The sequence below is a fragment of the Ruania alba genome, from assembly GCF_900105765.1.
In the GTDB taxonomy this organism is placed as follows: domain Bacteria; phylum Actinomycetota; class Actinomycetes; order Actinomycetales; family Beutenbergiaceae; genus Ruania; species Ruania alba.
Window position 1 is genome coordinate 306,353 of the sequence record NZ_FNTX01000002.1, and the last position, 21,476, is coordinate 327,828.

Genomic DNA, 21,476 nt, shown 5'->3' on the forward strand with positions numbered 1-21,476 from the left:
TGAGGAAGAGATGATCAACGCTGGATCCCGCGGAGTCCTCGACGGCTACCGCGTCATCGACTGCTCGATCGCCATGGCCGGGCCGTTCGCTGCGCAACGACTGGGCGACCTCGGCGCCGACGTCGTCAAGGTCGAACCCACCTCCGGCGAGTGGCAGCGAGCGGCCGCCGCTGGGGGCGCCCAGGGCAACGAGATCAACGTGTCCTTCCTGAGCCTGAACCGGAACAAGCGCTCGCTGGCGATCGACCTGAAGAGCGAGGACGGTCAGCAGATCGTCCGTGAGCTCGTCGCCGGCGCCGATGTCTTCCTGCAGAACTACCGCCCCGGCGTCGCTGCCCGGCTCGGGCTCGACTATGAAACCCTCGCCGCGATCAACCCCGCCCTCGTCTACGTATCCATCTCTGGCTACGGCGAGGACGGCCCGTACCGGGACCGGCCGGGCCAGGACCTCATCCTCCAGGCGATGAGCGGCGCGATGCTCTCCGCCGGGCGCCACGGCGAACCACCCACGCCGGCCGGGCAGTACCTGGCCGACGCGGTCACCGCATCGACCGCTTTCGAAGGCGTGCTGGCCGCGCTGCTGCACCGGGAGCGCACCGGTGAGGGGCAGTTGGTCACCGTCAACATGCTCGATGCGCTCACCACGTTGCAGATGCAGGAGCTCAGCGTGTACACCGTCGGCGGAGTCCCGCAGCAGCGGGGAGCCGAACCTCACGCGCATGTCTACATCCGCGCTCCGTACGGGATCTTCGAGACCACCGACGGCTACCTGGCACTGGCCTTCGCCGACCTCGACGCCCTCGGCACGATCCTCGGCGAACCCCGGCTGGCCGGGTTGGACGCCGAGACGCATGGCTGGACCCATCGCGACGAGCTGCACACCATCGTGGCCGAGCACCTGCGCGAGCACACCACGCAGCACTGGTTGGACCTGTTGCTCCCCGCCGGGATGTGGGTGGGCCCGGTCTACGGGTACGAGGACCTGGTCGACGATCCCCAGATCCGGCACAACGGCACCTTCGTCGAGTACGACCATCCCACCGAGGGGCATGTGAAGACACCGGGCTTCCCGTACCGGCTGACCAGGACACCCCGCGGATCGACCGGGGCGCACCCCGGGTCGGTGAGCACACGCGGGAGATCCTCGACGAGCTCGGCGTCACTTCCGGGCGTGCGGACCAGCTGCTCGACAGCGGAGTGGTCACCGAACCGGTGGTCACCTCGGTATGACCGACTATGTCGGCCTGACTTGGGATCATCCGCGCGGACGCCACGCCCTGGAGGCGGCCGCACCACGGCTGTCCGGCGGTGACACCCTGCGGTGGGAGGTGCACCCGTTGGAGGGGTTCGAGTCCGCCGCGATCGATGAGCTGGCGAACCGCTACGACATCCTCGTCCTCGACCACCCCCACCTGGGTGATGCGCTGGCCGCGGACTGCCTGCACCCGATCAACACCCTCCTCGACCCCGCGATCCTGCGCCGGGTGGAACGCAGCACCATCGGCGCGAGCGTGAGCTCCTACCGGTGGCACTCGCACCTGTGGGCCCTTCCCCTCGACGCCGCCACGCAGGTGAGTGCCAGGCGGTCCGACACGGTGCCCGACGCCCCACCGGCTGGGATCAGGCGATCGCGCTGGCCGGGACGGCGCGCGTGGCGATGAGTCTCGCCGGACCGCACGCGTTCCTGACGTTCTGCTCGATCGCCGTCTCGCTCGGCGGCGAGGATGCCGGCGTCCCCTTCGGTCGACGCACCGCCCACCAGGCCCTGCAGATCATGACCGACCTCTCGGCGCACCTCCCGGCAGGCACCGAGGAGCTGAACCCGATCGGGTTGCTGGAGCGGATGCGCACCGACGGCGATATCGATTACCTCCCGCTGGTGTACGGGTACGTGAACTACTCCTCGCCCACGCTCTCCTTCGGCCCACCGCCGACGGCTCGCCGCATCGGTTCGACGATCGGCGGCACCGGGATGGCGTTCACCCGCCGGAGCCGCCCCTCCCCGGCACTGCTGGACCACGTGCTGTGGCTGCTCGACGAGCACACCCAACGCACGTTCATCCCCGCCCACGACGGGCAGCCCAGCTCCCGGGCCGCCTGGTCCGACCCGGCCGTCGACGCTGCCGCTCACGGGTTCTACACCGCGACCCGGGCGACGATGGAGGCAGCCTGGGTGCGGCCACGGTTCGCCGGCTACGTCCCCCTGCAGAACCGGGCCTCGGCGATCGTGCGCTCCGTCGTCCGCACCGGGCGACCCACGAGCGAGGCCCTGGACGAGCTCGAGGAACTGTTCGCCCACCAACCGGAGGCATCATGACCGTCACGTCCGACACCGACCACATCGTGGTCGAGGTTCGCGATCGGGTGGCTACCGTGCGACTGAACAGACCGCACAAGCTCAACGCCGTCACCCAGGAGATGAGCGACCACCTCATCCGGATCATCGCCGGCATCAATGACGACCCCGCCATCCTGGCCGTCGTCTACACCGGCACCGGACGGGCCTTCTGCGCCGGCAGCGACATCTCCACCCTCGATCAGTACGCCACGCCGTGGCAGTTCCGGAACCGGCGTGACTACTGCGACGCCCTGCGCGAGTGCCGCAAACCGGTGATCGCGGCAGTGAACGGTTATGCCTTCGGGGGCGGGCTGGAAGCAGCACTGACCTGCGACATCCGGCTCGCCGCCGAGTCGGCGACGTTCGCGGCACCGGAGGTCACGCTCGGCTGGATCGGCGGCGGCGGCATGTCCCCGCTGCTCGCAAGCTCGATCGGTCCGAGCAATGCGGCCACCATGCTGATGACCGGGGACCCCATCGACGCCTCGCAGGCGCTCGCCTGGGGGTTGATCAGCCAGCACCTCCCCGCCGACGAACTGCTCGGCCGAGCCCAGGAGCTGGCGACAAGGATCGCCACGCGTCCACCGATCGCCGTCGAGACCGCGAAGGCGAACCTCCGGGCGGCACAGAACCTCCCGCTCGACCAGGCCATCGCCTACGAACGCGAGCTGCAGGCCATCACCTTCGCCACCGACGACGCCGCCGAGGGACGCGCCGCCTTCGCACAGAAGCGACCGGGCACTTTCCACGGACGCTGACATCAGGAGACGATGAACTCATGACGTGGATCCCACCGGTCGCCGACATCCTGCCCGAAGACTCCTCCGACGCCGCGCTGGTCGGGCGCGCCTGGCTCCCGGAGGCGTCCGGCCCCGCGATCGTGACCCTGCGGGACTCCGAGGTGCACGATCTCTCGGCAACCTTTCCCACGATGCGTGACCTCGCCGAGCAGCCCGACCCTGCGGTCGCCGTCCGCGAGGCCACCGGGACGCCGATCGGTGCGCTCACCACCATCTGGACCAACACCGACCCCGACCTGCGCGACCCCTCCCGCCCCTGGTTGCTCTCCCCGATCGACCTGCAGGTGATCAAGGCCGCGGGCGTCACGTTCCCGGCGTCGATGCTCGAGAGGATCATCGAAGAACGCGCTCGCGGTGATGCCGCGAGCGCCGAGAGCATCCGCTCGACCATCATGGACGCCATCGGCGGCGACATCGCCGACCTCGTCCCCGGCTCCCCCGCGGCCGCCCGCCTCAAGGACGTCCTCCTCGAGGCGGGACTGTGGAGCCAGTATCTCGAGGTCGGCATCGGCCCGGACGCCGAGATCTTCACCAAGGCACCCGTCCTGGCCTCGGTGGGGCCCGGCACCGATGTCGGAGTACTGGCCGAGTCGGAGTGGAACAACCCCGAACCGGAAGTGGTGCTGCTGGTCGCCTCCACCGGCACCATCGTCGGCGCCGCCCTCGGCAACGATGTGAACCTGCGCGACGTCGAAGGACGGTCGGCCCTGCTGCTGGGCCGGGCGAAGGACAACAACGCCTCGGCATCGGTGGGCCCGTTCATCCGGCTCTTCGACGCAGGCTTCACCCTGGACCACGTCCGCCACGAGACGGTGTCCCTCACCGTCACCGGCGAGGACGGTTTCCGGATGACCGCCAGCTCGGACATGACCCAGATCAGCCGCGACCCCGCCGACCTGGTCCGCCAGACAGCCGGCGATCATCACAGCTACCCCGACGGCTTCGCCCTCTACCTGGGCACCATGTTCGCCCCGACCGAGGACCGTGATCTCCCGGGGCAGGGTTTCACCCACCACCCCGGAGACATCGTCCGGATCAGTTCGCCCCGGCTCGGCGCACTCGTCAACCGTGTCCGGCACAGCCAGCGTGTGCCACCGTGGGAGTTCGGGATCGGTGCCCTCGTCTCCTCCCTTGCCCAGCGAGACCTCATCGGAAGGACCACGCGATGACCACCCTGTCCAGCACGGACCCCCGTACCGGCGTCGACACCGCCACCCCGCTCACCCCCGCCACTGCCGAGCAGGTCCAGACGGTCGCCGCCCGGGCAGCCGACGCCTTCGGTGACCTCCGTGGCCGGAGCCGTCCGTGGCGTGCCGGGCTCTTGCGGGCCATGGCGGACGGGCTCGAGAACGACCGCGAGGCACTGGTCACGACGGCTATGAGCGAGACGGGCCTGCCGCAGGCCCGGCTGGATGGAGAGCTGAGCCGCAGCACCTTCCAGCTCCGGCTCTTCGCCGACGTCGTCATCGAGGGCGGCTACCTCGAGGCGATCATCGACCACGCGGCCGACACCCCGCTCGGCCCGGGTCCCGACGTCCGGCGCATGCTCGTGCCCATCGGACCGGTCGCCGTCTTCGGCGCCAGCAACTTCCCGTTCGCGTTCTCCGTGGCCGGCGGTGACACCGCGTCGGCACTCGCCGCCGGGAACCCCGTGGTGGCCAAGGCACACCCCTCCCACCTGCTCACCTCCCAGCGCTCCTACGAGAGCCTCGCGGCAGCCGCGGCTGCCTACGGCGCTCCCGAGGGGACCATCGGGCTCGTCCACGGCCAGCAGGCCGGTGCGGACCTGGTGCGCGACCCGCAGATCGCTGCCGTCGGGTTCACCGGGGCGCTGGCCACCGGCAAGATCCTGCAGTCGTTGATCGATGAACGGTCCACCCCGATCCCGTTCTACGGAGAGCTGTCCAGCCTCAACCCGCTCGTGGTGACCACCGGTGCGCTCGCCGAGCGGGGCGAGCAGATCGCCGACGGTCTGTACACCTCCTTCACCGGGTCGGCGGGGCAGCTGTGCACCAAGCCGGGCGTCGCGTTCGTGCCGGAGGGCGAGACCGGGGACGCGCTCGTCGCCGCCCTGGTCTCCCGCGGCGAGGCCGCCACGCCGCAGACCCTGCTGAACGCCCGCATCCACGACAGCTTCGACGAGATCCGCACCCGCCTGATCAACGACGGCAACGCGCGGAGCCTGCTTGCGCCGCACGCGGGCGAGGAGGGCTTCTCCCGTACCCCTGCTGTGCTGGAGATCGACGCCGACGCCGTGACGCCCGACGTCGCCGAGGAGGCGTTCGGCCCGCTGATCGTGCTGGTCCGGTACCGCGACTTGGACCAGGTCCGCACCGCCTTGGCGGCCGTGCCCGACTCACTGACCGCGACCATCCACGCCGGCGGCGGTGAGGACGACGAGCGGGTGGCGTTGACCGCGGTCGTGCGGGACGCCGTCGGGCGGATCGTCTACGACGGCTACCCCACCGGCGTGCGCGTGTCCTGGGGGATGCACCACGGTGGCCCGTGGCCGGCGACGAACACTCAGCACACCTCGGTGGGCGCCACCGCCATCCGTCGCTTCCTCCGCCCGCTCGCTTGGCAGGGCGCGCCGCAGGAGGTCCTGCCGGAGGAACTGCGTGACGGCCCGGTGGATATCCCACGCCGGGTCGACGGCGAGCTCCAGCTCGCTGAGGGCTGAGGCGGCCCGGGGCCGAACTGACCGGGTGCTCAGTCCTCGCCCAGGAACAGCTCCACCACCGGCACCGCGAGTTCCGGGCGCACGGCCGGCAGCTGCAGAGTGAGAGTTCCCGCCGGCTGCTCGCCGGGGGTGATGTGGTCGAGCTGGTGGTTCGCATCCGTGCGCGTGCCGCCGGCCAGGCGGGTCTGCACCTGGGACCCGTCGTGCAGGAAGCGCGCGAACTGCACCGTTCCCGGCAGGTCGCGCAGGTGCACGTGCTTGAGCGGCCAGTGCAGCAGATGCACGTAGATCCTGTTCTCCCGTCGGGTGAGCACGGTCCCGGGTGCAGGGGTGGCGTCGCCCGGCCCGGCACCCACGATCGCCGCGCGGTGCAGATCCATCCACCCCGCCAGCTCACGCAACGAGGCGGCGTCATTCGGCGTGATCGCACCGCGCCCGTCGGGTCCGATGTTCAGCAGCATGTTGCCGTTCTTGGACACGATCTCGATCAGGGTCCGGATCAGCAGGTCGGGCGACTTGAGGTTCCGGTTCTCGCGGTCGTACCCCCACGCCCCGTTCATGGTGTGGCAGGCCTCCCAGGGCACCAGGACGCCGTCGGCCATCATCGGTGCGTCCGGCAGGTACTGCTCCGGGGTGACCAGATCACCTGGAATGCCCAACCGGTCGTTCACCACTGCCTCTGGCTGCAGCTCACGCGTCATCGCGAGCAGACCGGCCGAGTCCCAGTCGTCGGGACCCTTCCCGGCCCAGCCGTCCTGTTCCCAGGGGTAGGTGAAGTCGTAGAAGACGTAGTCGATCTGTCCGTACCCGGTGAGCAGCTCCCGCACCTGGCCGTGCAGGAACTGCCGGTAGGTGCCCATGTCCCGGCCCTCGTTCAGCGCGGCCGCGTCCGGACGGTCACGCAGCGGGTGCTGGAAGTCGATCGTGAAGTGCGGGTGATGCCAGTCGATCAGCGAGTAGTACAGGCCCACGCGCAGCCCGTGCCGCCGGCACGCCTCGACCGTCTCGGCCACGAAGTCCCGCCCGAGGAAGGCGGCCGAGCTGTAGTCGCTGAGCCGGGTGTCGTACATCGCGAAGCCGTCGTGATGCTTGGCGGTCAGCACGAGGTAGCCCATTCCCGCGTCCTTGGCGGCCTGGGCGAGAGCGTCGGCATCGAATCGGTCGGGATCGAAGTACCGGGCGAGCCTCTCGTACTCGCCCGGGTCGATCCGCTCGTTGGTCATCACCCACTCATGCCGGGCCAGAGTCGAGTAGACCCCGGAATGGACGAACATGCCGAACCGGTCGTGGGTGAACCACGCCGGGACCATGCCGGCCATCAGAACAGGCTCGTCTTCGCCACGCGCCGTGCCAGCCAGTTGGCCAGCACCAGCATGATGACGGCGATGACGGACTTGAACAGGCCGATGGCCGCGGCGTAGGAGTACTGCGGGATCGAGGACGCGAAGGCGACGTTGTAGGAGTAGGTGTCGATCACCTCGGAGACGTCGAGGTTCAACGGCGTCTGCATCAGCAGCACCTTCTCGAAGCCGACCGAGAGCATCGAGCCCATGTTCAGGATCAGCAGGGTGACCATCACCGGCAGGATCCCCGGGAGGTCGATGTGCCAGATGCGACGCACGATCGAGGCACCGTCCACCTTCGCCGCCTCGTGCAGCTGTGGATCGATGCCGGCCAGCGCCGCGAGATAGATGATCGCCGAGTAGCCCAGGGTCTGCCAGGCCCCGGACCAGACGTAGGTGTGCCGGAAGAAGCTGGAGCTGAGGAAGTCGGTCGACTCGCCGCCCATCCCGACGATTACCTGGTTGACGATGCCCCCGCTGGGGGAGAACAGCATGATGATGATGCCCACCACCACGACGGTGGAGATGAAGTAGGGGGCGTAGGTGATCATCTGCACGGTGCGCTTGAACTTCATGTTGCGCACCACGTTGAGCAGCAGCGCCAGGACGATCGGCAGCGGGAAGAGAGCGATCAGCTCGTAGAAGTTCAGCACCAGGGAGTTCCTGATCACCGCGCCGAACTGGAAGGAGGTGACGAACTGTTCGATGTACTTCAGCCCGGCCCAGGGGCTGCCGTTGATGCCGAGGGCAACGCTGAAGTCCTTGAACGCCATCTGCAGGCCGTACAACGGGGCCCACATGAACAGGATCCCGTAGACGAACGGCGGAAGCAGCAGCACGTACAGGCGCCAGGATCGCTTCAGGCGGAGGCTGAGCGGGTATTGATGCTTCTTCATCGGCCTCCGGTTCACGGGGGCCTGCGCCGACGCCCGCGGGGCGGGCGGTGCGGTGGTCGTCGGTGACGTCATCCTTCAGGCTCCCTGGCTCACTTGAGCGATCCGATCAGCGCACCCTTGGTGAAGTGCTTCTGGACGAACGGGTAGGCGATCATGGGCGGGATCATCGCGACCACGATCAGGGCGTACTTGAGCTTGTCGAAGAGTTCCTTGCGCCGGATCAGTTCGGAGACGTCGCCGCCGATCATGGACGGGTCCACCTGGCTCTGGGTGAGGATGTCGCGAAGCACCAGCTGTAGGGGGAAGAGCGTGTCGTCCGAGAGGTACAGGAGGGCGTTGAACCAGCCGTTCCACTGCGTGATCGCGTAGAACAGCACGTTCACGGCGATGATCGGCTTGCTCAGCGGGAGTGCCATCCTGAAGAAGAACCGGAAGTCGGTGGCGCCGTCCACCTGTGCTGCCTCGAGCATCTCCTTCGGGATGTTCATCCGGTAGAACGTCATCGTGATGATCATGTTGAAGACGTTCAGCACGCCAGGCAGAACCACCGCCCAGATCGAGTCCATCAGCCCCAGAGCGTTCACGATCATGTAGGTCGGGATGATCCCGGCGCTGAAGAGGAACGGAATCAGGAAGAAGAACATCAGGGACCGCCGGAACGGCAGGTCGTCGCGCGAGAGCACGTAGCCGGCCAGCAAGGTCAGGAATGTCCCGATGGCTGATCCCAGCACGGTGTAGAGCACCGAGTTGAGGAAACCTCGCACCAACCTGGGCGAGCCGAGCACCTCGGCGTACGCGTCGACGTTGATACCGACCGGCCAGAACCACACATCCCCACGCGTGAGCGCGTCGGCACTGGAGACCGACGCGCTCAGCACGAAGATGAGCGGGTAGAGCACGGACAGGGTGAAGACCGCCAACAGGATGTAGGTGGTCACCATGAAGGCGGCATCACCCCCGGAATACCTCATCCGGCGCGCACGGGCCATCGACTTCTCACCCCTGACGTGCGTCGAAGGCTTGCTGGTGCAGGTCGAGGTACTCAGGCAGTCCCATCGCCTGGAACGCGGACACGTACTCCTCCCATGCGGCGTCGTCATTGATGTCGATCTCACCGATGGCGAAGCTGGCCATGTGCTGGCGCACGTGGCTCTCGATCGAGGTGGCGATGTCCGCGCGGCGTGAGGCCTGGGTCTCGTCGAAGATCAACGAGGGGAGGAAGAACTCCCGCGGCTCCTGGTACGGCTCGTACTCCGTGGTGGCGTTGTAGAGAGCGACCTCCAGGTCGGGGTTGTCCGGGTCGGACAGCTGACCGAGGCGGAAGTCGTTGGAGTTGTAGGCCAGGGCCAGACCGCCCAGGCTGGTCCCTGCCGGCGGTGGCCAGGTCACACGGTCCCAGATGGCCTGCTTCCCGTTGATCCCGACGTCGCCTTCCTCGGCGTAGTTCCAGTTCTCCGTGTTCCCGGCCGCAGCGCGCAGCGTCCCTTCGAGGGTGAACATGTAGTCGAGCCACTGCACCAGCACTTCGGGGTTCTCGCAGTTGCTGGTGATCACGAACGGGCGGCTGCGGTCGGTCTCCCAGTTCCAGTTCGCGTAGCGCACACCATTCGGGCCCTCGAGCGGCGGCACCGAGACGTAGTCACGCCAGAGGGCGTCCGGCTCGTCGGCGATGTCGGCGAAGAAGCCCCAGTAGTAACTGCGGACGAACCCGAGGCGGCCCTGGTTGCCGGCCTGGAGCAGCTCGTCGGAGGTCATCGTGAAGGCGGAGCGGTCGAGAGTGCCGTCGTCGCTGAGGGTGCGCAGGTAGCGCAGCCCCTCACGCCACTCGTCCTTGTCCGCGACGAACTCGACCTGCCCCTCGTTGAGGCGCAGCCACCCGCCGCCGGTACCCTCGGAGCCCGGGTTGTACAGGAACGAGTTCATGATGAAGTTGTCGATGAAGTCGTTCGGACCGCCGCCGGAGAAGGGGATCATCTGGCCAGTGCCGGACGGGTCCTGCTCCTTGAACAGCTTGAGCACCTCGCGCAGGTCCTCCGTGGTCTGCGGCATCTCGGCACCGACCGCCTCGAGGTACCGCTCGTTGATGAACGCGCGGGAGGGGCTCACCCGACAGTGGTAGCAGTCGTTCGGGACGGCCATCTGGTACTTGTGCCCGTCCGTCGCGGTGAGTGCGGCTCCCCACTCGGGATAGTCCTCCATCACCTGACGGAGCGCCGGCGCGTAGGTCTCGATGAGGTCCTCCAGCGGCTGGAACAGACCCTGGCTGCCGTAGAGGGAGACCTGGTCGTTGGTGAAGGGGATCATCAGATACGCGTCCGGCATGTCGCCGGCCGTCATCTGCGCGTTCACCCGGGTCAGATCGGCGTCCTCGTTGAGGACCACGTCATAGGTCACCGGGACGCCGGTCTGCTCCTCCATCCAGCGGGTGAACTCGTTCGTGTTCCAGTCCCCGACGTCGTTGGGGTTGAGCTTGGTACCGATCGTGAAGGTGGCGTCACCGGTGTAGAAGGGTTCCCGTGCGTACGCCCGCGGCCCCACATATCCGTCCGGGTAGAGGATGCCCTCGGTGATCTCCTCACCCAGCTGCACCTGTTCGACGCCTTCGACGCCGCTCGCCTCGACCTCGGTGGGCGCCTCCGTCTGCGGGTCGCTGCCGCAACTGGCGAGCACCGTGGAGGTGGCGATCGCTCCGGCGCCCGCGGCGCCGTAACGCAGCAGGGCGCGGCGGTCGATGTCGCGCTCCAGGGGGTTGAACGTGGTCATGCTCGTACCTCTCTTCGTTGAGACTCACGCAGGGTGGACATTCGTCAGCGTCAGGCCGACGACGTTCTCGATCGAGTCGGGCTCTGCCATCGACTCGAACGAACTCTCGGAGATCTGCACGTCCGTGATGGGACTGTGCGCGAAGCCGGCCATGTGGAGGGCGCGCCGCGCCCGACCGACCCGGACGTTGGTGATCCGGATGTGCCGTACGGTCGGGGTCCGTGGCCCGTCCAGCCCCTCCCCCGCAGGAAGTTGCAGCTGAGCAGCTCCCGCCGGAGCTCGGAGACATCGACGTTGTCGACATAGACGTTCTCGACGTACCCGCCTCGTGCGGCGTTGGTCTTGATGTACAGGCCGTACCAGAGGCTCGGGCCGCCGATCGTGCAGTTGCGCACGTAGACGTCCTGCACCCCGGACGTGAGCTCGCTCCCGATGGTGAAGGCGCCGTACTTCATCGTCATCGTGCAGTCCTCGACCACCACGTTCCGGCACGGCACACCGACCCGCTCGGCGTCATCCTCACGACCTGCCTTAATGGCGATCGCGTCGTCGCCGACGTCGAAGCGGCAACGGCGGATCACCACGTCGGTGCAGCACTCCGGGTCCACACCGTCGTTGTTGGGACCGTGAGTGTCGATATGCACGTCCTCGACAAGCACACCGGTGCACAGCACCGGGTGGATCTCCCACATCGGCGACCGAAGAATCCGCACCCCCTGGACCCACACCCGCTCGCACCGGTAGAACTCGATGAAGTTCGGCCGGAGATTCCTCCCCGGCGCCATCACGCGTTCCGTCGGCGGCACCTCCCGGCGCACCAGCTCGACGAGGTGTTCCCAGTCGTCCGCCTGCGCCGTGATCCCGGCATGCCAGCCGTACGCCTCGAAACCGGACCAGGGCCACCAGTGCTCGTTGTCGGCACCGCCGTCGAGGGTCCCGGCGCCGGTGATCGCGACGTTCTCGGCGTCGTGGGCGTTGATCAGCGGCGCGTACCCCATCATCTCGACCCCCTGCCAGCGGGTGAGGACGGGCGGCAGGTAGCGTTCCGGCTCCGGGATGAACTGCACGGTCGCCTCGGCGGCGACGTGCAGGTTGATGTGGCTGAACAGCCGGATCGGTCCGGTCCGGTAGGTACCGGCGCTGAAGATCACCCGGCCGCCGCCGGCACGCCTTGCGGTGTCGATGGCCGCCGCGATCGCCTCGGAGCAGTCCGTGGCACCGTCCGCGACGGCACCGTGATCGTCGACGAAGACGTCGCGCGCCGGAAAGGTCGGCGCGTGGACCCGGCGCACGATGGCGTCCGCCCGGTGCCAGCCAGGACCGTCGTCCGCCCACTCATCGACCTGCATCATTGCCTCTCGGTTCCACATCCTCGTGCCAACATCCTCGCTCGAAGGTACTATGTATGACCCTTGCAGTCAAGGTAGTACCTATGATGTATGTCGGGTGTCGTGCGTCCTGGGAGGCCTGGATTCGTGGGCTACCGGAGGTTCAACGAGCCTGCGGGCTCGGGCCGGTGCACCCCGCCCGGCCGGTAGCTCAGCGCATTACTGACCTCGAGCAGATCGGCGAGGTACCAGATGATCGCCAACCACATCTCGGTGCCCTGCAGCCCGGGTGTCTCCGCCACTGGGTCGCGGCCGGTGCCGGAGGCCGCGGCGAAGGCGAAACCGTGCTGCTGCCAGTGCGTCAGTGCGTCCGCGAGGAGCCCGCGGGCCACCTGCCGGATCTCGTCCCGGCGGTAGCCGCTGCGACCACTAGCGAGCCACAGCGGATGCGCCACGTCGAGCACGTTGCACGCGTTCTGACGATCGGACGCGAAGTACCGGGCATCCTGGGCGTGCGCGAGCACCGTGTCCACGACGCGCTCGGGATGGGGTAGCGGCAGCCCGAATTGGGCGAACGAGCCGCGGGAGGTCCGGTAGAAGGCGTTCACCGTCTGCAGCCGACCCGAGCGCGGATCGTCGGTGCCCCACATCCCGGTAGCCGGGTCGACGTGGGTGTGCAGCCATCCGAACAGCCCGGCTGCGGTGGTGGCAGCGCGGGGCGCGGCGGCGCGGGTGTTCCACAGCAGCGCCGTACCCAGCATGTCCGCGGTGTTGCTGCTGCGCCACGGGGTTCCCTGCCACGGCAGCCCGTCCAGCAGCTCGATCAGCCCATCCGCACCAAGCCGGTCCACCGCATGGATCGGATAGGCGAAGCGCGATCCGAGCACCTCGAGCGCGTAGCCCACACAGAGCACGTGATAGTGCGCCTCGCCGACGCTCAGATCGGTCACCGCCGGCCCGGGGCGCCCGGACGCGTCGAGCTCGGCGATCATGCCTGAGCCGGGGTCCTGCAGCCCCTGCAGCCACGACACGTGCGCCTCGCGGCTGAGCTGAGGCGGAACCTCCCCGGTCAGGTAGGCCGCCACCTCGATCGCGTCGCAATGCGCACGGACCGTCGGCGGCCGCCCGGGTGCGTCCACGAACCGCTCCAGGGAGCGGTTCCAGGATCGATCCAGGATCTCCTCCGCCTGCCCGCGCGCCCTCTCGTCGAAGGTGCGCAGCTCCTGGGCGAGGGTCGGTTCGCCCGCTGGAGCGGACGCCGTCGGTTGCGGCTCGAGCTCGGCGACCCGCCACTTGCGCACGGTCGCTGGGTTTCCGGCCACGATCGCACCGGCCGGGACGTCCTTGGTCACGATCGATCCGGCCCCGACGACGGCCCGGTCGCCAATCGTGATGCCGTCCAGGACCATCACGTGCGAGCCGATCCACACGTCGTCGCCGATGGTGATGCCTCGCTGGGAGATCGGTTGCTTGAAGACCGGGACGTCGGGATCGGTGATGGTGTGGTTGAAGGCCAGCATCGAGGTGTGTGCGCCGATGCGGACCGAGTGTCCGAGGCGGATGGTGCCCCGGACCACGCAGAACGGGTTGATCGTGCAGTTCGGCCCGGTCTCCAGGGTGCCGGTGAGATAGGCGTGCCCGGAGATGTAGCAGCTGCGCCCGAGGGCCAGTCTCTCCACCTGTACCGCTGCCAGCGGGGAGATGAAGCACCGCTCGCCGATCGAGGAATCCGGCCGGGAGCGGAGGAACTGTTCCTGCTGGGCGAGCTGTTCCTGCTTCTGCTCCTCGCTGGCCTGCGCCCAGAAGAACCAGGAGGAGTAGTCGTAGTGGTCACGGTCGAAGGGGTTGGCCTGGTCGTCGCTCATGCCTTGCTCCTGATCGGGTTCTCGTACAGCCAGTCGAAGGAGTCCTCGCGCTCGGTCGCCGAGACGCTGCGACCGGTGAACTCCTGGTCTGCGGCGACCGCACCGAGGATCACGTAGGCGCCGCCACCGGGGGCGAAGGTATGCCGCCCGGCCTCGTAGCGGAAGGCGTGCACGTCCACCGACGGGTTCCAGGACACGGTCACCGCCGAGGTCAGCACCGGGGTCAGCCCGCCACGGTCGTCGGCGTGGGTGTTGGTCTCCAGGTCCGGCACCTGCAGCCAGGTGGGGCTGGCGTCCTTGAAGTAGCCGACCAGCAGGTGCCCCTCCTCCGCCAGCGAGAACTCCACGCTCGCCTCACCGCCGAGCACGGCGGACTTGGTGAACCGGATCCCGCGTAGTCCGGTCAGCTCCTCGGCGAGGGCGATCACCGGTTCGTCCACGTCGTCGAAGAGCGCGCTTCCTTCCGCCACTTCGAAGGCCTCGCCGCCGGCATGGACCGTGAGATCGATCGGGCAGAACCGGCCAGGCAGTGCCGGGCGCTGCGCGACGGCCGGTGGCAGGTCACCACGGGCGAGGATCTCGACGTTGGCGCGCAGGTGCTCCAGCTCGGCCTCGTACTCGGGCAGGCACTGCTCCCAGTGCCCGAACTCCTTGCCGTTCGGGAACGGGATCTTGCGTTGCGGCGTCTGCATGCTGTTGGCGTACCAATAGGTCCGCGAGGTCAGCTCGGCCAGCCGGCGGTACACCGCCACGCTCGCCTCCACCAGGGTGACCGCCTCCCGCAGTCGGCCGGCGAGGGCACGGTGGTCACCGTCGAACGTGGCCCGGGCGCACAGGATCTCGACGGCGGCCCGCACCTTGAGGTCGTAGAAGTCGGCGATCAGAGCGATGGCGTGGGCATCACTGGCGAGCCGCTCGTACTCGGACGCCTCGCTGCGGACCGCTGCACGACCTCCTTCAACCGAGGCCCCCGCCCGTGAGGCGAAGCGGACCGCCTCCTCGACGACGTCCAGCGGGGTCTCGCCCACGTGCACCCCACCGGCCACCTCGGTCGCGACGAACTCCTCCAGCCGCTCCCCCGCCGGCGCGTGGGAGAGCCACAGGTCCTCGTAGGCGCGGTGCCGGGCGGGGTTGGTGAGCTGGCTGAGTGTCATCCCGAGGCTGAGCGTCTGCCGGTTGCCCTCGGTGATCCCCAGCCGGCGCACCAGCCGGGGGGCGATCTGCCCCATCGCCTCGAGAGTCTCGAGTGCCGCCGCTCCGGCCCGCTCGGAACCGAACTGCTCGGCGAGGCGCCTCGTCCAGTAGTCCCGTTCGGCGTCGGCGTCACGGTCGGACTTCCACGCGTAGCGATGCCACGCCTCGAACCAGATCCAGTCCCGATCGAGCTGCCGTAGCCGCGGCTGCACGCGATCGGGCGAGAGCGGCCACTCCCAGTAGAACAGCGGGTACAGGTGCAGACCGTTGCTCCCGAGGCGGTGCCGGATGGCCTGCACGCTCCGCTGGATGAAGGTCACCGAGCCGTACCGGAACGGTTCCAGGTCGGCGAGGATGTGGATGTTGACCACATGGATCCCGCCGAGGGATGCGAGGTACCGGTGGGTCTGCTGCCACTTCCCCCGCGGGTTCCACGTGGTCAGGGACTCGCCGTTGTACTTCGCCTCGGTGTGCAGCGCCGGGTACCTGCTGCCGGTGGCCTCGATCACGGGCTTCGGATCGAGCGAGTGGGCGCGCAGCAGGATCGGTGGCGGTTCCTCGACTCCCGCGGCCGCCACCCCGTCCTCGACGGCGGGAAGGATCGTCTCGGTGAACCATTCCGTGCCGTAGAGGTCGCCTTGCAGCACCTCACCGAGGCAGACGTACAGCCCGACCTGCGGGAAGTCGGTGACGAAGTCGGTCAGCACTGCCCGGGTGTAGCGCGAGGTGAGCTCGGTGGGGCGGGGCTGGTGCAGCGGGATGTCGTGGTGCCGGGCGAATGGCAGCGGGATGTGGATGTTGTAGAACATCAGGAACAGCCGGATGCCCCGCCGTCCGGCTTCGGCCACCAGCCATGCGAGCGTCTCGCGGTTCAGCGCGAGCTCCTCCGGCGTCACTTCGAGCGCCTCGGGGAACTGCTCCGTCTGCACGAAGGAGGCGAACGGGTGGCCGCTCCAGAGGTAGATCACGTTGGCGCGCTGAGCGAGCAAGGTCTCGAGCACCTCGAGCCACAGGTCGCGGTCGTAGAACCACTCGAACCGATCGGGGGTGATCGGGTACTCGTAGACCTGCCGCGGTGGTTCGACCTCGGTCCGCTGCAGCCCGATCGCTGGGCCTCGCAATGCCAGGTCGGGCGTCTGGCCGATATCGAGGTCCTCCGGGATCCCGCCGTGGCGGGTGACGATCCGTGCGAGCTCCTGGCAGCCGTAGAGCACGCCCGCGTCGTCGGCACCGGTGACCACCAGGATGCGTCCGGGCAGCATGCTGAGGTAGAAGCCGTTCGGCCCCGGCTCGCCGGTGTTGTAGAGCAGCCATTCCTGGCGCTCCAGCGCCAGGATCGCTGGTGCCGTGCGCCCGGCCACGACGATCCTCAGCTCATCGTCGTCCGGTCGCCGAGCGGTCTCACCGAGCGGATCTGTCCACAGGCTCACCCCTGCCTCGGCCAACGCGCGACCGAGCATCTCGATCCCGTGCTGTGCGGCAGGGCCGATATCCGCGGCCGGGCTGATCACGACGGTGTGCTGCGCTGAGCCGGGCACAAAGAACTCCTGGTGTTCTGTTCGATCCGTGTCTCGCCCAGTTCGCGGCGAGAACGTCGAACGTAGCATCGTGCGATACCAGATACAATATCTTGCGATCGGAGGTCATCGCTGGTAGAGATGGTCCCCATGACACCCCCAGCGGAGACGACGGGGCCGGCACCGAAGCCGACCCTCGCCCTCGAGCAGCCGGTCTCGCGCGGCGACCGCGTCCGAGACGTGATCCAGGCCGCGATCCTCGACACCCGACTCCCCCAGGGCACACCCCTGGTCGAGCGTGAGCTCTCCGCCATGCTCGGCGTCTCCAAGACCCCGATCCGGGAGGCACTGAAACAGCTGCAGTCGAGCGGCCTGGTGGTCTCGACCGCGTATCAGGGGATGCGGGTGCGGGTGCTCGACGCCGCGATCGTGCGCGAGGTGACCGATGCACGCCTCGCCGTCGAACCACAGGCGCTCCACCTGGCCATCGCCACGCGTGGCGCCTCGGAGCTCGACGAGGCACGCCAGCTCCTCCGCCGGACCGAGGCCCTGGTCACCTCCGAGAACACCGCCGAGCTCAGCGTGACCAATCGCGCGTTCCACCGCTGCCTGTACGCCGCGTGCGGGAACGACCTGCTCATCGACTTCCTCGACAAGCTGCAGGCGCTGAGCATGTTCATCGCGACCGCCGGCTGGCACGTGCGCGCCACCTACGATCAGGAACTCGCCGAGCACCGGCAGCTCCTGGACGCATTCGAACGGGGCGACGGCGAGAGCGCCGCCACGATCCTGCGCCATCACATCAGCACCGCGGCAGAGGGAACACTGCAGGCACTCGACCAGGACACCGAGTCGTGACCACGATCACCGACATCCGGCTCACCCCGGTCAATATCGCACGCTCGACCGGCTTCGTCTGTGGGCACGTCATCGTCGAGATCGAGACTGATGACGGACTCGTCGGCATCGGTGAGATGTCGGATCTGCAGCATCTGCCCCGATTCCATCCGGACGTCGACGACCTGTCCTCCTCGCTGCGGGCGATGCTCGTCGGAGTCGAGATCTGGGATGCGAACCAGATCTCCGGAGTGCTCACCGAGGCGTTCCCCTCGGCCGGGTCGTTGTACGACAAGGGCGCCGTCATTCGCTGCGGCGTCGACATCGCCCTCTGGGACCTGCGTGGCAAGGCAACCGGGCGAAGCGTCACCGCCCTCCTCGGCGGGGCGGTCCGCACCGCACTCCCGGTGGCCTACCCGATCTTCCGGCAGCGCCAGGAGTCCGATATCGAGGCGAACCTGGCGATCATGGCGGAGAAGCTGGCCGCCGGCTTCTCGATGTTCCGCGTCTACGTCGGCGGCGATCTCGACCTCGACGAGCAGTTCCTGCGCCGGCTGCGCGAGCGTTTCGCCGACCGGGCACAGATCAAGTCCCTCGACTTCTCCAACCTGCTCGACGCGCCGGCCGCCATGCGCTTCATCGAACGCACCCGGGACGTCGACTACAGCCTCGTCGAAGCACCCGCCTACGAAGGCGACGTCGACGGCCTGGCCGAGGTACGCCGTCGGACCCTGATCCCGGTGAGCGAGCACGTGTACGACGCCCGCGCTGCGCTCAGACTCGCTACGGAGAAGGCCGTGGATGTGTTCAACGTCGGGCTGTTCGCGCTCGGCGGCATCACCCCTGCCCAGCAGGTGGTCGCGATCGCCGAGGCGGCCCGGCTGGACTGCCTGATCGGCACCACCCAGGAGCTCTCGATCGGGACCGCCGCCGCGGCGCATTTCGGGATGGCCACAGCCAGCGCGCGGGTCGCCGCCGACCCGGTCGGTCCGCTGCTCTACACCAGCGACGTCGTCACCGACCCGGTGACTTACCGTGACGGTGCGCTCATCGCCCCGGGCGGTCCGGGGCTCGGGATGGCAATCGACTCCGAGCAGCTGCAGCGTGCCAGCGGGCCGCTGCGCTGGGACACCACGTCCGGTTCGGTGATCGACCGGGTGGGGACACCATGAGCGCGGGCGGCCGGTTCCGGGGAGCCCGCGTGCTCGTCACCGGCGGGGGGCGCAACATCGGGCGTGCGATCGTCGAACGATTCGCCGGTGAGGGTGCGCACGTGGCGATCAATACGCTCGCCGAGGGCGAGGCCGACGAGCTGGCCAAACAGCTGAGCACCGACGAACGCCGAGCGATCGCCGTTCCCGCCGACGTCAGCGACCCGACCGCCGTGGAGCAGATGCTCACCCGGGTGCACAGCGAGCTCGGCGGGATCGACGTCCTCGTCAACAACGCCGCCGTCCCGATGCTCGGGCGGGTGCCGTTCTTCGAGCTCACGCTCACTGAGTGGGACCGGCAGTTCGCCGTCGGGGCCCGTGGCACGTACCTGTGCACCCGCGCGGCCGCCGAGCGGATGGGCCCGGGTGGCTGCGTCGTCAACATCTCCTCGATCGGCGCGACGAAGGCCCACCGCGACGCGGTCGCCTACGACGCGACGAAGGGGGCGATCGAGTCGTTCACCCGCGCCGCCGCCCTGGAGCTGGCACCGCACGGCCTCCGGGTGAACGCCATCGCACCGGGGGCGATCTCGAACGATCGGTTCCAGGGCATCCCCTCCGCCGTCCAGGCAGCCGAGGTGACGCCCATCCCGCTCGGGCGCGCCGGCACCGGGGACGAGGTCGCCGGCGTCGCGACCTTCCTCGCCTCCGACGACGCCGCGTACATCACCGGCCAGGTGATCACCATCGACGGTGGCCTCAGCGTCCAGGCCCGGCAGGCGACGTCGGAGGTCGAACTCGAGTCCGAACGAGGAGGAACCACGTGAGCGTGGCTCTCGACGGCGTCACGGCCGTGCTCGTGACCGGGTACCAGGGCGGGACGGACCGGGTCGACACCGAGAAGGTCGCCGCGCTCGCCGCCCGGGTCAGTGCCGGCGGGGTTCCGGTGCTCACCGCGCTGGGCAATACGGCCGAGGTGCAGCAGCTGGAGGACGCCGAGCGGCACGCCGTGCTGCAGGCGGTGGCCGGTGCCGGTCATTCCGGCACGTTGATCGCCGGGGTGACCGGTCCGATGACCGGCGTGCTCCGCCAGGTCGAGACCGCTGCCGCCCTCGGCTACCACGCGGCGATGATCCATGAACCGTCCGACCCGTTCGGCGACGGCGACGGACTGGTCCGCTTCTACACCCACCTCGCGCGGCAATCCGCACTCCCGATCGTGCTGTACCTGCGCTCCACCCGCCTCTCCGGTGCCCAGCTCCGCTTCCTCGCCGAGCAGGACCGCGTGGTCGGGGTGAAGTACGCGCGGCCGGACCTGCACACCCTCGGCACTCTCCTCCGGGCGGGCGCGGGATCGGCATGCACCTGGATCAACGGGCTCGCCGAGTGGAACAGCCCGGCGTTCGCCGGGATCGGCGTCACCTCGTTCACTTCCGGGATCGCCAATGCCCGTCCGGAGATCGCACTCGCCATGCACCGCGGTCTGGTGAGCGGCGATCTGCCGGCGGTGCACCGGCTGATCGACAAGTACGTCGGGACGGTGGAAGCGCTCCGGGCGGAGGGGGCGGGACGCTACAACGTCTCGGTCATCAAACAGCTGCTGCGCTGGGAAGGCCTCGAGATGGGTGGTGTGCGCCCGCCGCACAGCAACCTCGACGAGGCCGCGCTCGCCCGGCTGGCCGAGATCCGGGACTACCCCGCAGCCGTCGCGGCCACCGGGCCGGCACGAGCGAAGGAGACGCGCCCATGAGGACCCCGGTCGGCAGCTACCTGCTCGATCCCAGCGCCCTGGAGACTGTCTTCGGACCGTCCGAGCAGCAACGCCTCAGCGACCTGCTGGACATCGACGACGTCCACACCACGAAGGAGTCCCTGCTGGACTCTCCTCGACTGTCGGAGGTGGAGGTGCTCGTCGGCGGGTGGGGAACCCCACGCCTGACCCCGGAGCTGCTCGACCGGATGCCCGCGCTGCGCCTCGTGCTCTACTCCGCCGGCTCGGTCCGGCACCTGGTCACCGAGGAGTTCTGGCAGCGTGGCATCGCCGTCGTCTCGGCCGCCGACGCGAACAACGAACCGGTCGCCGAGTATGTCCTAGCGAACACCGTGCTCGCTCTCACCGGTGAGCACCGCTCGAGCGCCCACCTGCGCGCCACGCACACCTTCCTGCCGGACCACACCGGCCTGGGGATGTACGACCGGCGTATCGGACTCGTCGGCTTCGGTTCGATCGCACGCAAGGTCGCCGACCGGCTGCGCCGCTTCGGCCACCACATCGGCGTCTGGGACCCCTACCTCGAGGCGAGGGACGCCGTCGGGGTGCACCAGTACCGCACCCTCACCGACCTGTTCGCCGAGAGCGACGTGGTGAGCATCCACGCACCGTGGATTCCCGGCGAGAACGACAAGCTGGTCGGCGCAGAGGCGCTGCGCGCCCTCCCGCGGGGAGCCACGCTGATCAACACCGCCCGCGGGGCACTGGTGGACGAGGAGGCTCTCGTCGACCTGTTGCGGGAACGCGAGGACCTGTACGCCGTCCTGGACGTGACCTGGCCAGAGCCACCGCCGGACGGCAGCCCGCTCTACGAGCTCGGCAACGTCAAGCTCACCGGCCACATCGCCGGCAGCATCGGCACCGAGCGGCGTTCCCTGGGCCGCCTCGTGGTCGGCGAGCTGGAACGATGGCTCACCGACCGGCCGCTCGAGCACCAGGTCACCGAAGCGGCCGCACGCCTGCGGGCCTAGCGCCCGCACGCCACCACGAAGG

At 68.7% G+C, this 21,476-nt stretch carries 18 protein-coding genes; 11 read left to right on the top strand and 7 right to left on the bottom strand.

Annotation, left to right across the window (positions count from 1 at the left end; translation table 11 throughout):
- The first annotated feature begins 10 nt into the window (after positions 1–10).
- From BLU77_RS11950 to BLU77_RS11975, 6 genes are read left to right on the top strand one after another with little or no spacing between them, the layout of a single operon-like run.
- Positions 11–1,312: a CaiB/BaiF CoA transferase family protein gene (locus BLU77_RS11950; protein WP_217632434.1), complete on the top strand. Its 1,302-nt coding sequence runs from the start codon at positions 11–13 to the stop codon at positions 1,310–1,312.
- 25 nt (positions 1,313–1,337) lie between these two features.
- Entirely contained in the window at positions 1,338–1,661 is a 324-nt protein-coding gene (locus BLU77_RS11955) for a hypothetical protein (protein WP_217632435.1), read from the top strand.
- A complete protein-coding gene (locus BLU77_RS11960) occupies positions 1,658–2,317 on the top strand; it encodes a hypothetical protein (protein ID WP_139177750.1) in 660 nt (219 codons plus the stop codon). Before BLU77_RS11955 ends, BLU77_RS11960 begins: the two co-directional genes overlap by 4 nt.
- The gene (locus tag BLU77_RS11965; protein ID WP_089773376.1) at positions 2,314–3,096 is read left to right on the top strand and encodes an enoyl-CoA hydratase/isomerase family protein; all 783 of its coding nucleotides are present in this window, start codon (positions 2,314–2,316) and stop codon (positions 3,094–3,096) included. Before BLU77_RS11960 ends, BLU77_RS11965 begins: the two co-directional genes overlap by 4 nt.
- 20 nt (positions 3,097–3,116) lie before the next feature.
- The gene (locus BLU77_RS11970; protein ID WP_089773377.1) at positions 3,117–4,307 is read left to right on the top strand and encodes a fumarylacetoacetate hydrolase family protein; all 1,191 of its coding nucleotides are present in this window, start codon (positions 3,117–3,119) and stop codon (positions 4,305–4,307) included.
- The gene (locus tag BLU77_RS11975; RefSeq protein WP_089773378.1) at positions 4,304–5,818 is read left to right on the top strand and encodes an aldehyde dehydrogenase (NADP(+)); all 1,515 of its coding nucleotides are present in this window, start codon (positions 4,304–4,306) and stop codon (positions 5,816–5,818) included. The genes BLU77_RS11970 and BLU77_RS11975 overlap by 4 nt, the downstream gene beginning before the upstream one ends.
- Before the next feature lie 29 nt (positions 5,819–5,847).
- On the opposite strand, the gene BLU77_RS11980 is transcribed toward BLU77_RS11975, so the two are convergent.
- The 7 genes from BLU77_RS11980 to BLU77_RS12010 all read right to left on the bottom strand — a co-directional run bounded on the left by BLU77_RS11980 (position 5,848) and on the right by BLU77_RS12010 (position 16,745).
- Complete coding sequence (locus tag BLU77_RS11980) at positions 5,848–7,137, bottom strand: alpha-L-fucosidase (RefSeq protein WP_089773379.1); 1,290 nt, start codon at positions 7,135–7,137, stop codon at positions 5,848–5,850.
- Positions 7,137–8,129, bottom strand: a complete 993-nt coding sequence (locus BLU77_RS11985) for an ABC transporter permease (RefSeq protein WP_245708832.1) — start codon at positions 8,127–8,129, stop codon at positions 7,137–7,139. Before BLU77_RS11985 ends, BLU77_RS11980 begins: the two co-directional genes overlap by 1 nt.
- Before the next feature lie 17 nt (positions 8,130–8,146).
- Positions 8,147–9,046, bottom strand: a complete 900-nt coding sequence (locus BLU77_RS11990; RefSeq protein WP_217632436.1) for a carbohydrate ABC transporter permease — start codon at positions 9,044–9,046, stop codon at positions 8,147–8,149.
- A 7-nt stretch (positions 9,047–9,053) separates the two neighbouring features.
- Positions 9,054–10,820, bottom strand: a complete 1,767-nt coding sequence (locus BLU77_RS11995; protein ID WP_089773381.1) for an extracellular solute-binding protein — start codon at positions 10,818–10,820, stop codon at positions 9,054–9,056.
- 50 nt (positions 10,821–10,870) lie between these two features.
- On the bottom strand, positions 10,871–12,172 hold the full coding sequence (locus BLU77_RS12000) for a glycoside hydrolase family 28 protein (protein ID WP_175477076.1): 1,302 nt from the start codon (positions 12,170–12,172) through the stop codon (positions 10,871–10,873).
- A 128-nt stretch (positions 12,173–12,300) separates the two neighbouring features.
- Entirely contained in the window at positions 12,301–14,013 is a 1,713-nt protein-coding gene (locus tag BLU77_RS22935; RefSeq protein WP_089773383.1) for an acyltransferase, read from the bottom strand.
- Positions 14,010–16,745, bottom strand: a complete 2,736-nt coding sequence (locus tag BLU77_RS12010; RefSeq protein WP_217632437.1) for a hypothetical protein — start codon at positions 16,743–16,745, stop codon at positions 14,010–14,012. The genes BLU77_RS22935 and BLU77_RS12010 overlap by 4 nt, the downstream gene beginning before the upstream one ends.
- A gap of 129 nt (positions 16,746–16,874) precedes the next feature.
- Between BLU77_RS12010 and BLU77_RS12015 the strand changes: the two genes are divergently transcribed.
- From BLU77_RS12015 to BLU77_RS12035, 5 genes are read left to right on the top strand one after another with little or no spacing between them, the layout of a single operon-like run.
- The gene (locus tag BLU77_RS12015) at positions 16,875–17,582 is read left to right on the top strand and encodes a GntR family transcriptional regulator (RefSeq protein ID WP_217632438.1); all 708 of its coding nucleotides are present in this window, start codon (positions 16,875–16,877) and stop codon (positions 17,580–17,582) included.
- Complete coding sequence (locus tag BLU77_RS12020) at positions 17,579–18,733, top strand: mandelate racemase/muconate lactonizing enzyme family protein (RefSeq protein WP_089773385.1); 1,155 nt, start codon at positions 17,579–17,581, stop codon at positions 18,731–18,733. The genes BLU77_RS12015 and BLU77_RS12020 overlap by 4 nt, the downstream gene beginning before the upstream one ends.
- Positions 18,730–19,539 carry an SDR family NAD(P)-dependent oxidoreductase gene (locus BLU77_RS12025; RefSeq protein WP_089773386.1) on the top strand — a complete coding sequence of 270 codons (810 nt, stop codon included), beginning with the start codon at positions 18,730–18,732 and terminating at the stop codon, positions 19,537–19,539. Before BLU77_RS12020 ends, BLU77_RS12025 begins: the two co-directional genes overlap by 4 nt.
- Positions 19,536–20,462 (top strand): dihydrodipicolinate synthase family protein, encoded by a 927-nt coding sequence (locus BLU77_RS12030; protein ID WP_089773387.1) that lies wholly within the window; start codon positions 19,536–19,538, stop codon positions 20,460–20,462. Before BLU77_RS12025 ends, BLU77_RS12030 begins: the two co-directional genes overlap by 4 nt.
- Positions 20,459–21,454 (top strand): hydroxyacid dehydrogenase, encoded by a 996-nt coding sequence (locus BLU77_RS12035; RefSeq protein ID WP_089773388.1) that lies wholly within the window; start codon positions 20,459–20,461, stop codon positions 21,452–21,454. Before BLU77_RS12030 ends, BLU77_RS12035 begins: the two co-directional genes overlap by 4 nt.
- The last annotated feature ends 22 nt before the right edge of the window (positions 21,455–21,476 follow it).

Coding starts and splice junctions, on each gene's coding strand:
- BLU77_RS11950 (WP_217632434.1), top strand. CDS start 11: ATGATCAACGCTGGATCCCGCGGAGTCCTCGACGGCTACCGCGTCATC.
- BLU77_RS11960 (WP_139177750.1), top strand. CDS start 1,658: ATGAGTCTCGCCGGACCGCACGCGTTCCTGACGTTCTGCTCGATCGCC.
- BLU77_RS11965 (WP_089773376.1), top strand. CDS start 2,314: ATGACCGTCACGTCCGACACCGACCACATCGTGGTCGAGGTTCGCGAT.
- BLU77_RS11970 (WP_089773377.1), top strand. CDS start 3,117: ATGACGTGGATCCCACCGGTCGCCGACATCCTGCCCGAAGACTCCTCC.
- BLU77_RS11975 (WP_089773378.1), top strand. CDS start 4,304: ATGACCACCCTGTCCAGCACGGACCCCCGTACCGGCGTCGACACCGCC.
- BLU77_RS11980 (WP_089773379.1), bottom strand. CDS start 7,137: ATGGCCGGCATGGTCCCGGCGTGGTTCACCCACGACCGGTTCGGCATG.
- BLU77_RS11985 (WP_245708832.1), bottom strand. CDS start 8,129: ATGACGTCACCGACGACCACCGCACCGCCCGCCCCGCGGGCGTCGGCG.
- BLU77_RS11990 (WP_217632436.1), bottom strand. CDS start 9,046: ATGGCCCGTGCGCGCCGGATGAGGTATTCCGGGGGTGATGCCGCCTTC.
- BLU77_RS11995 (WP_089773381.1), bottom strand. CDS start 10,820: ATGACCACGTTCAACCCCCTGGAGCGCGACATCGACCGCCGCGCCCTG.
- BLU77_RS12000 (WP_175477076.1), bottom strand. CDS start 12,172: ATGATGCAGGTCGATGAGTGGGCGGACGACGGTCCTGGCTGGCACCGG.
- BLU77_RS22935 (WP_089773383.1), bottom strand. CDS start 14,013: ATGAGCGACGACCAGGCCAACCCCTTCGACCGTGACCACTACGACTAC.
- BLU77_RS12015 (WP_217632438.1), top strand. CDS start 16,875: ATGACACCCCCAGCGGAGACGACGGGGCCGGCACCGAAGCCGACCCTC.
- BLU77_RS12025 (WP_089773386.1), top strand. CDS start 18,730: ATGAGCGCGGGCGGCCGGTTCCGGGGAGCCCGCGTGCTCGTCACCGGC.
- BLU77_RS12035 (WP_089773388.1), top strand. CDS start 20,459: ATGAGGACCCCGGTCGGCAGCTACCTGCTCGATCCCAGCGCCCTGGAG.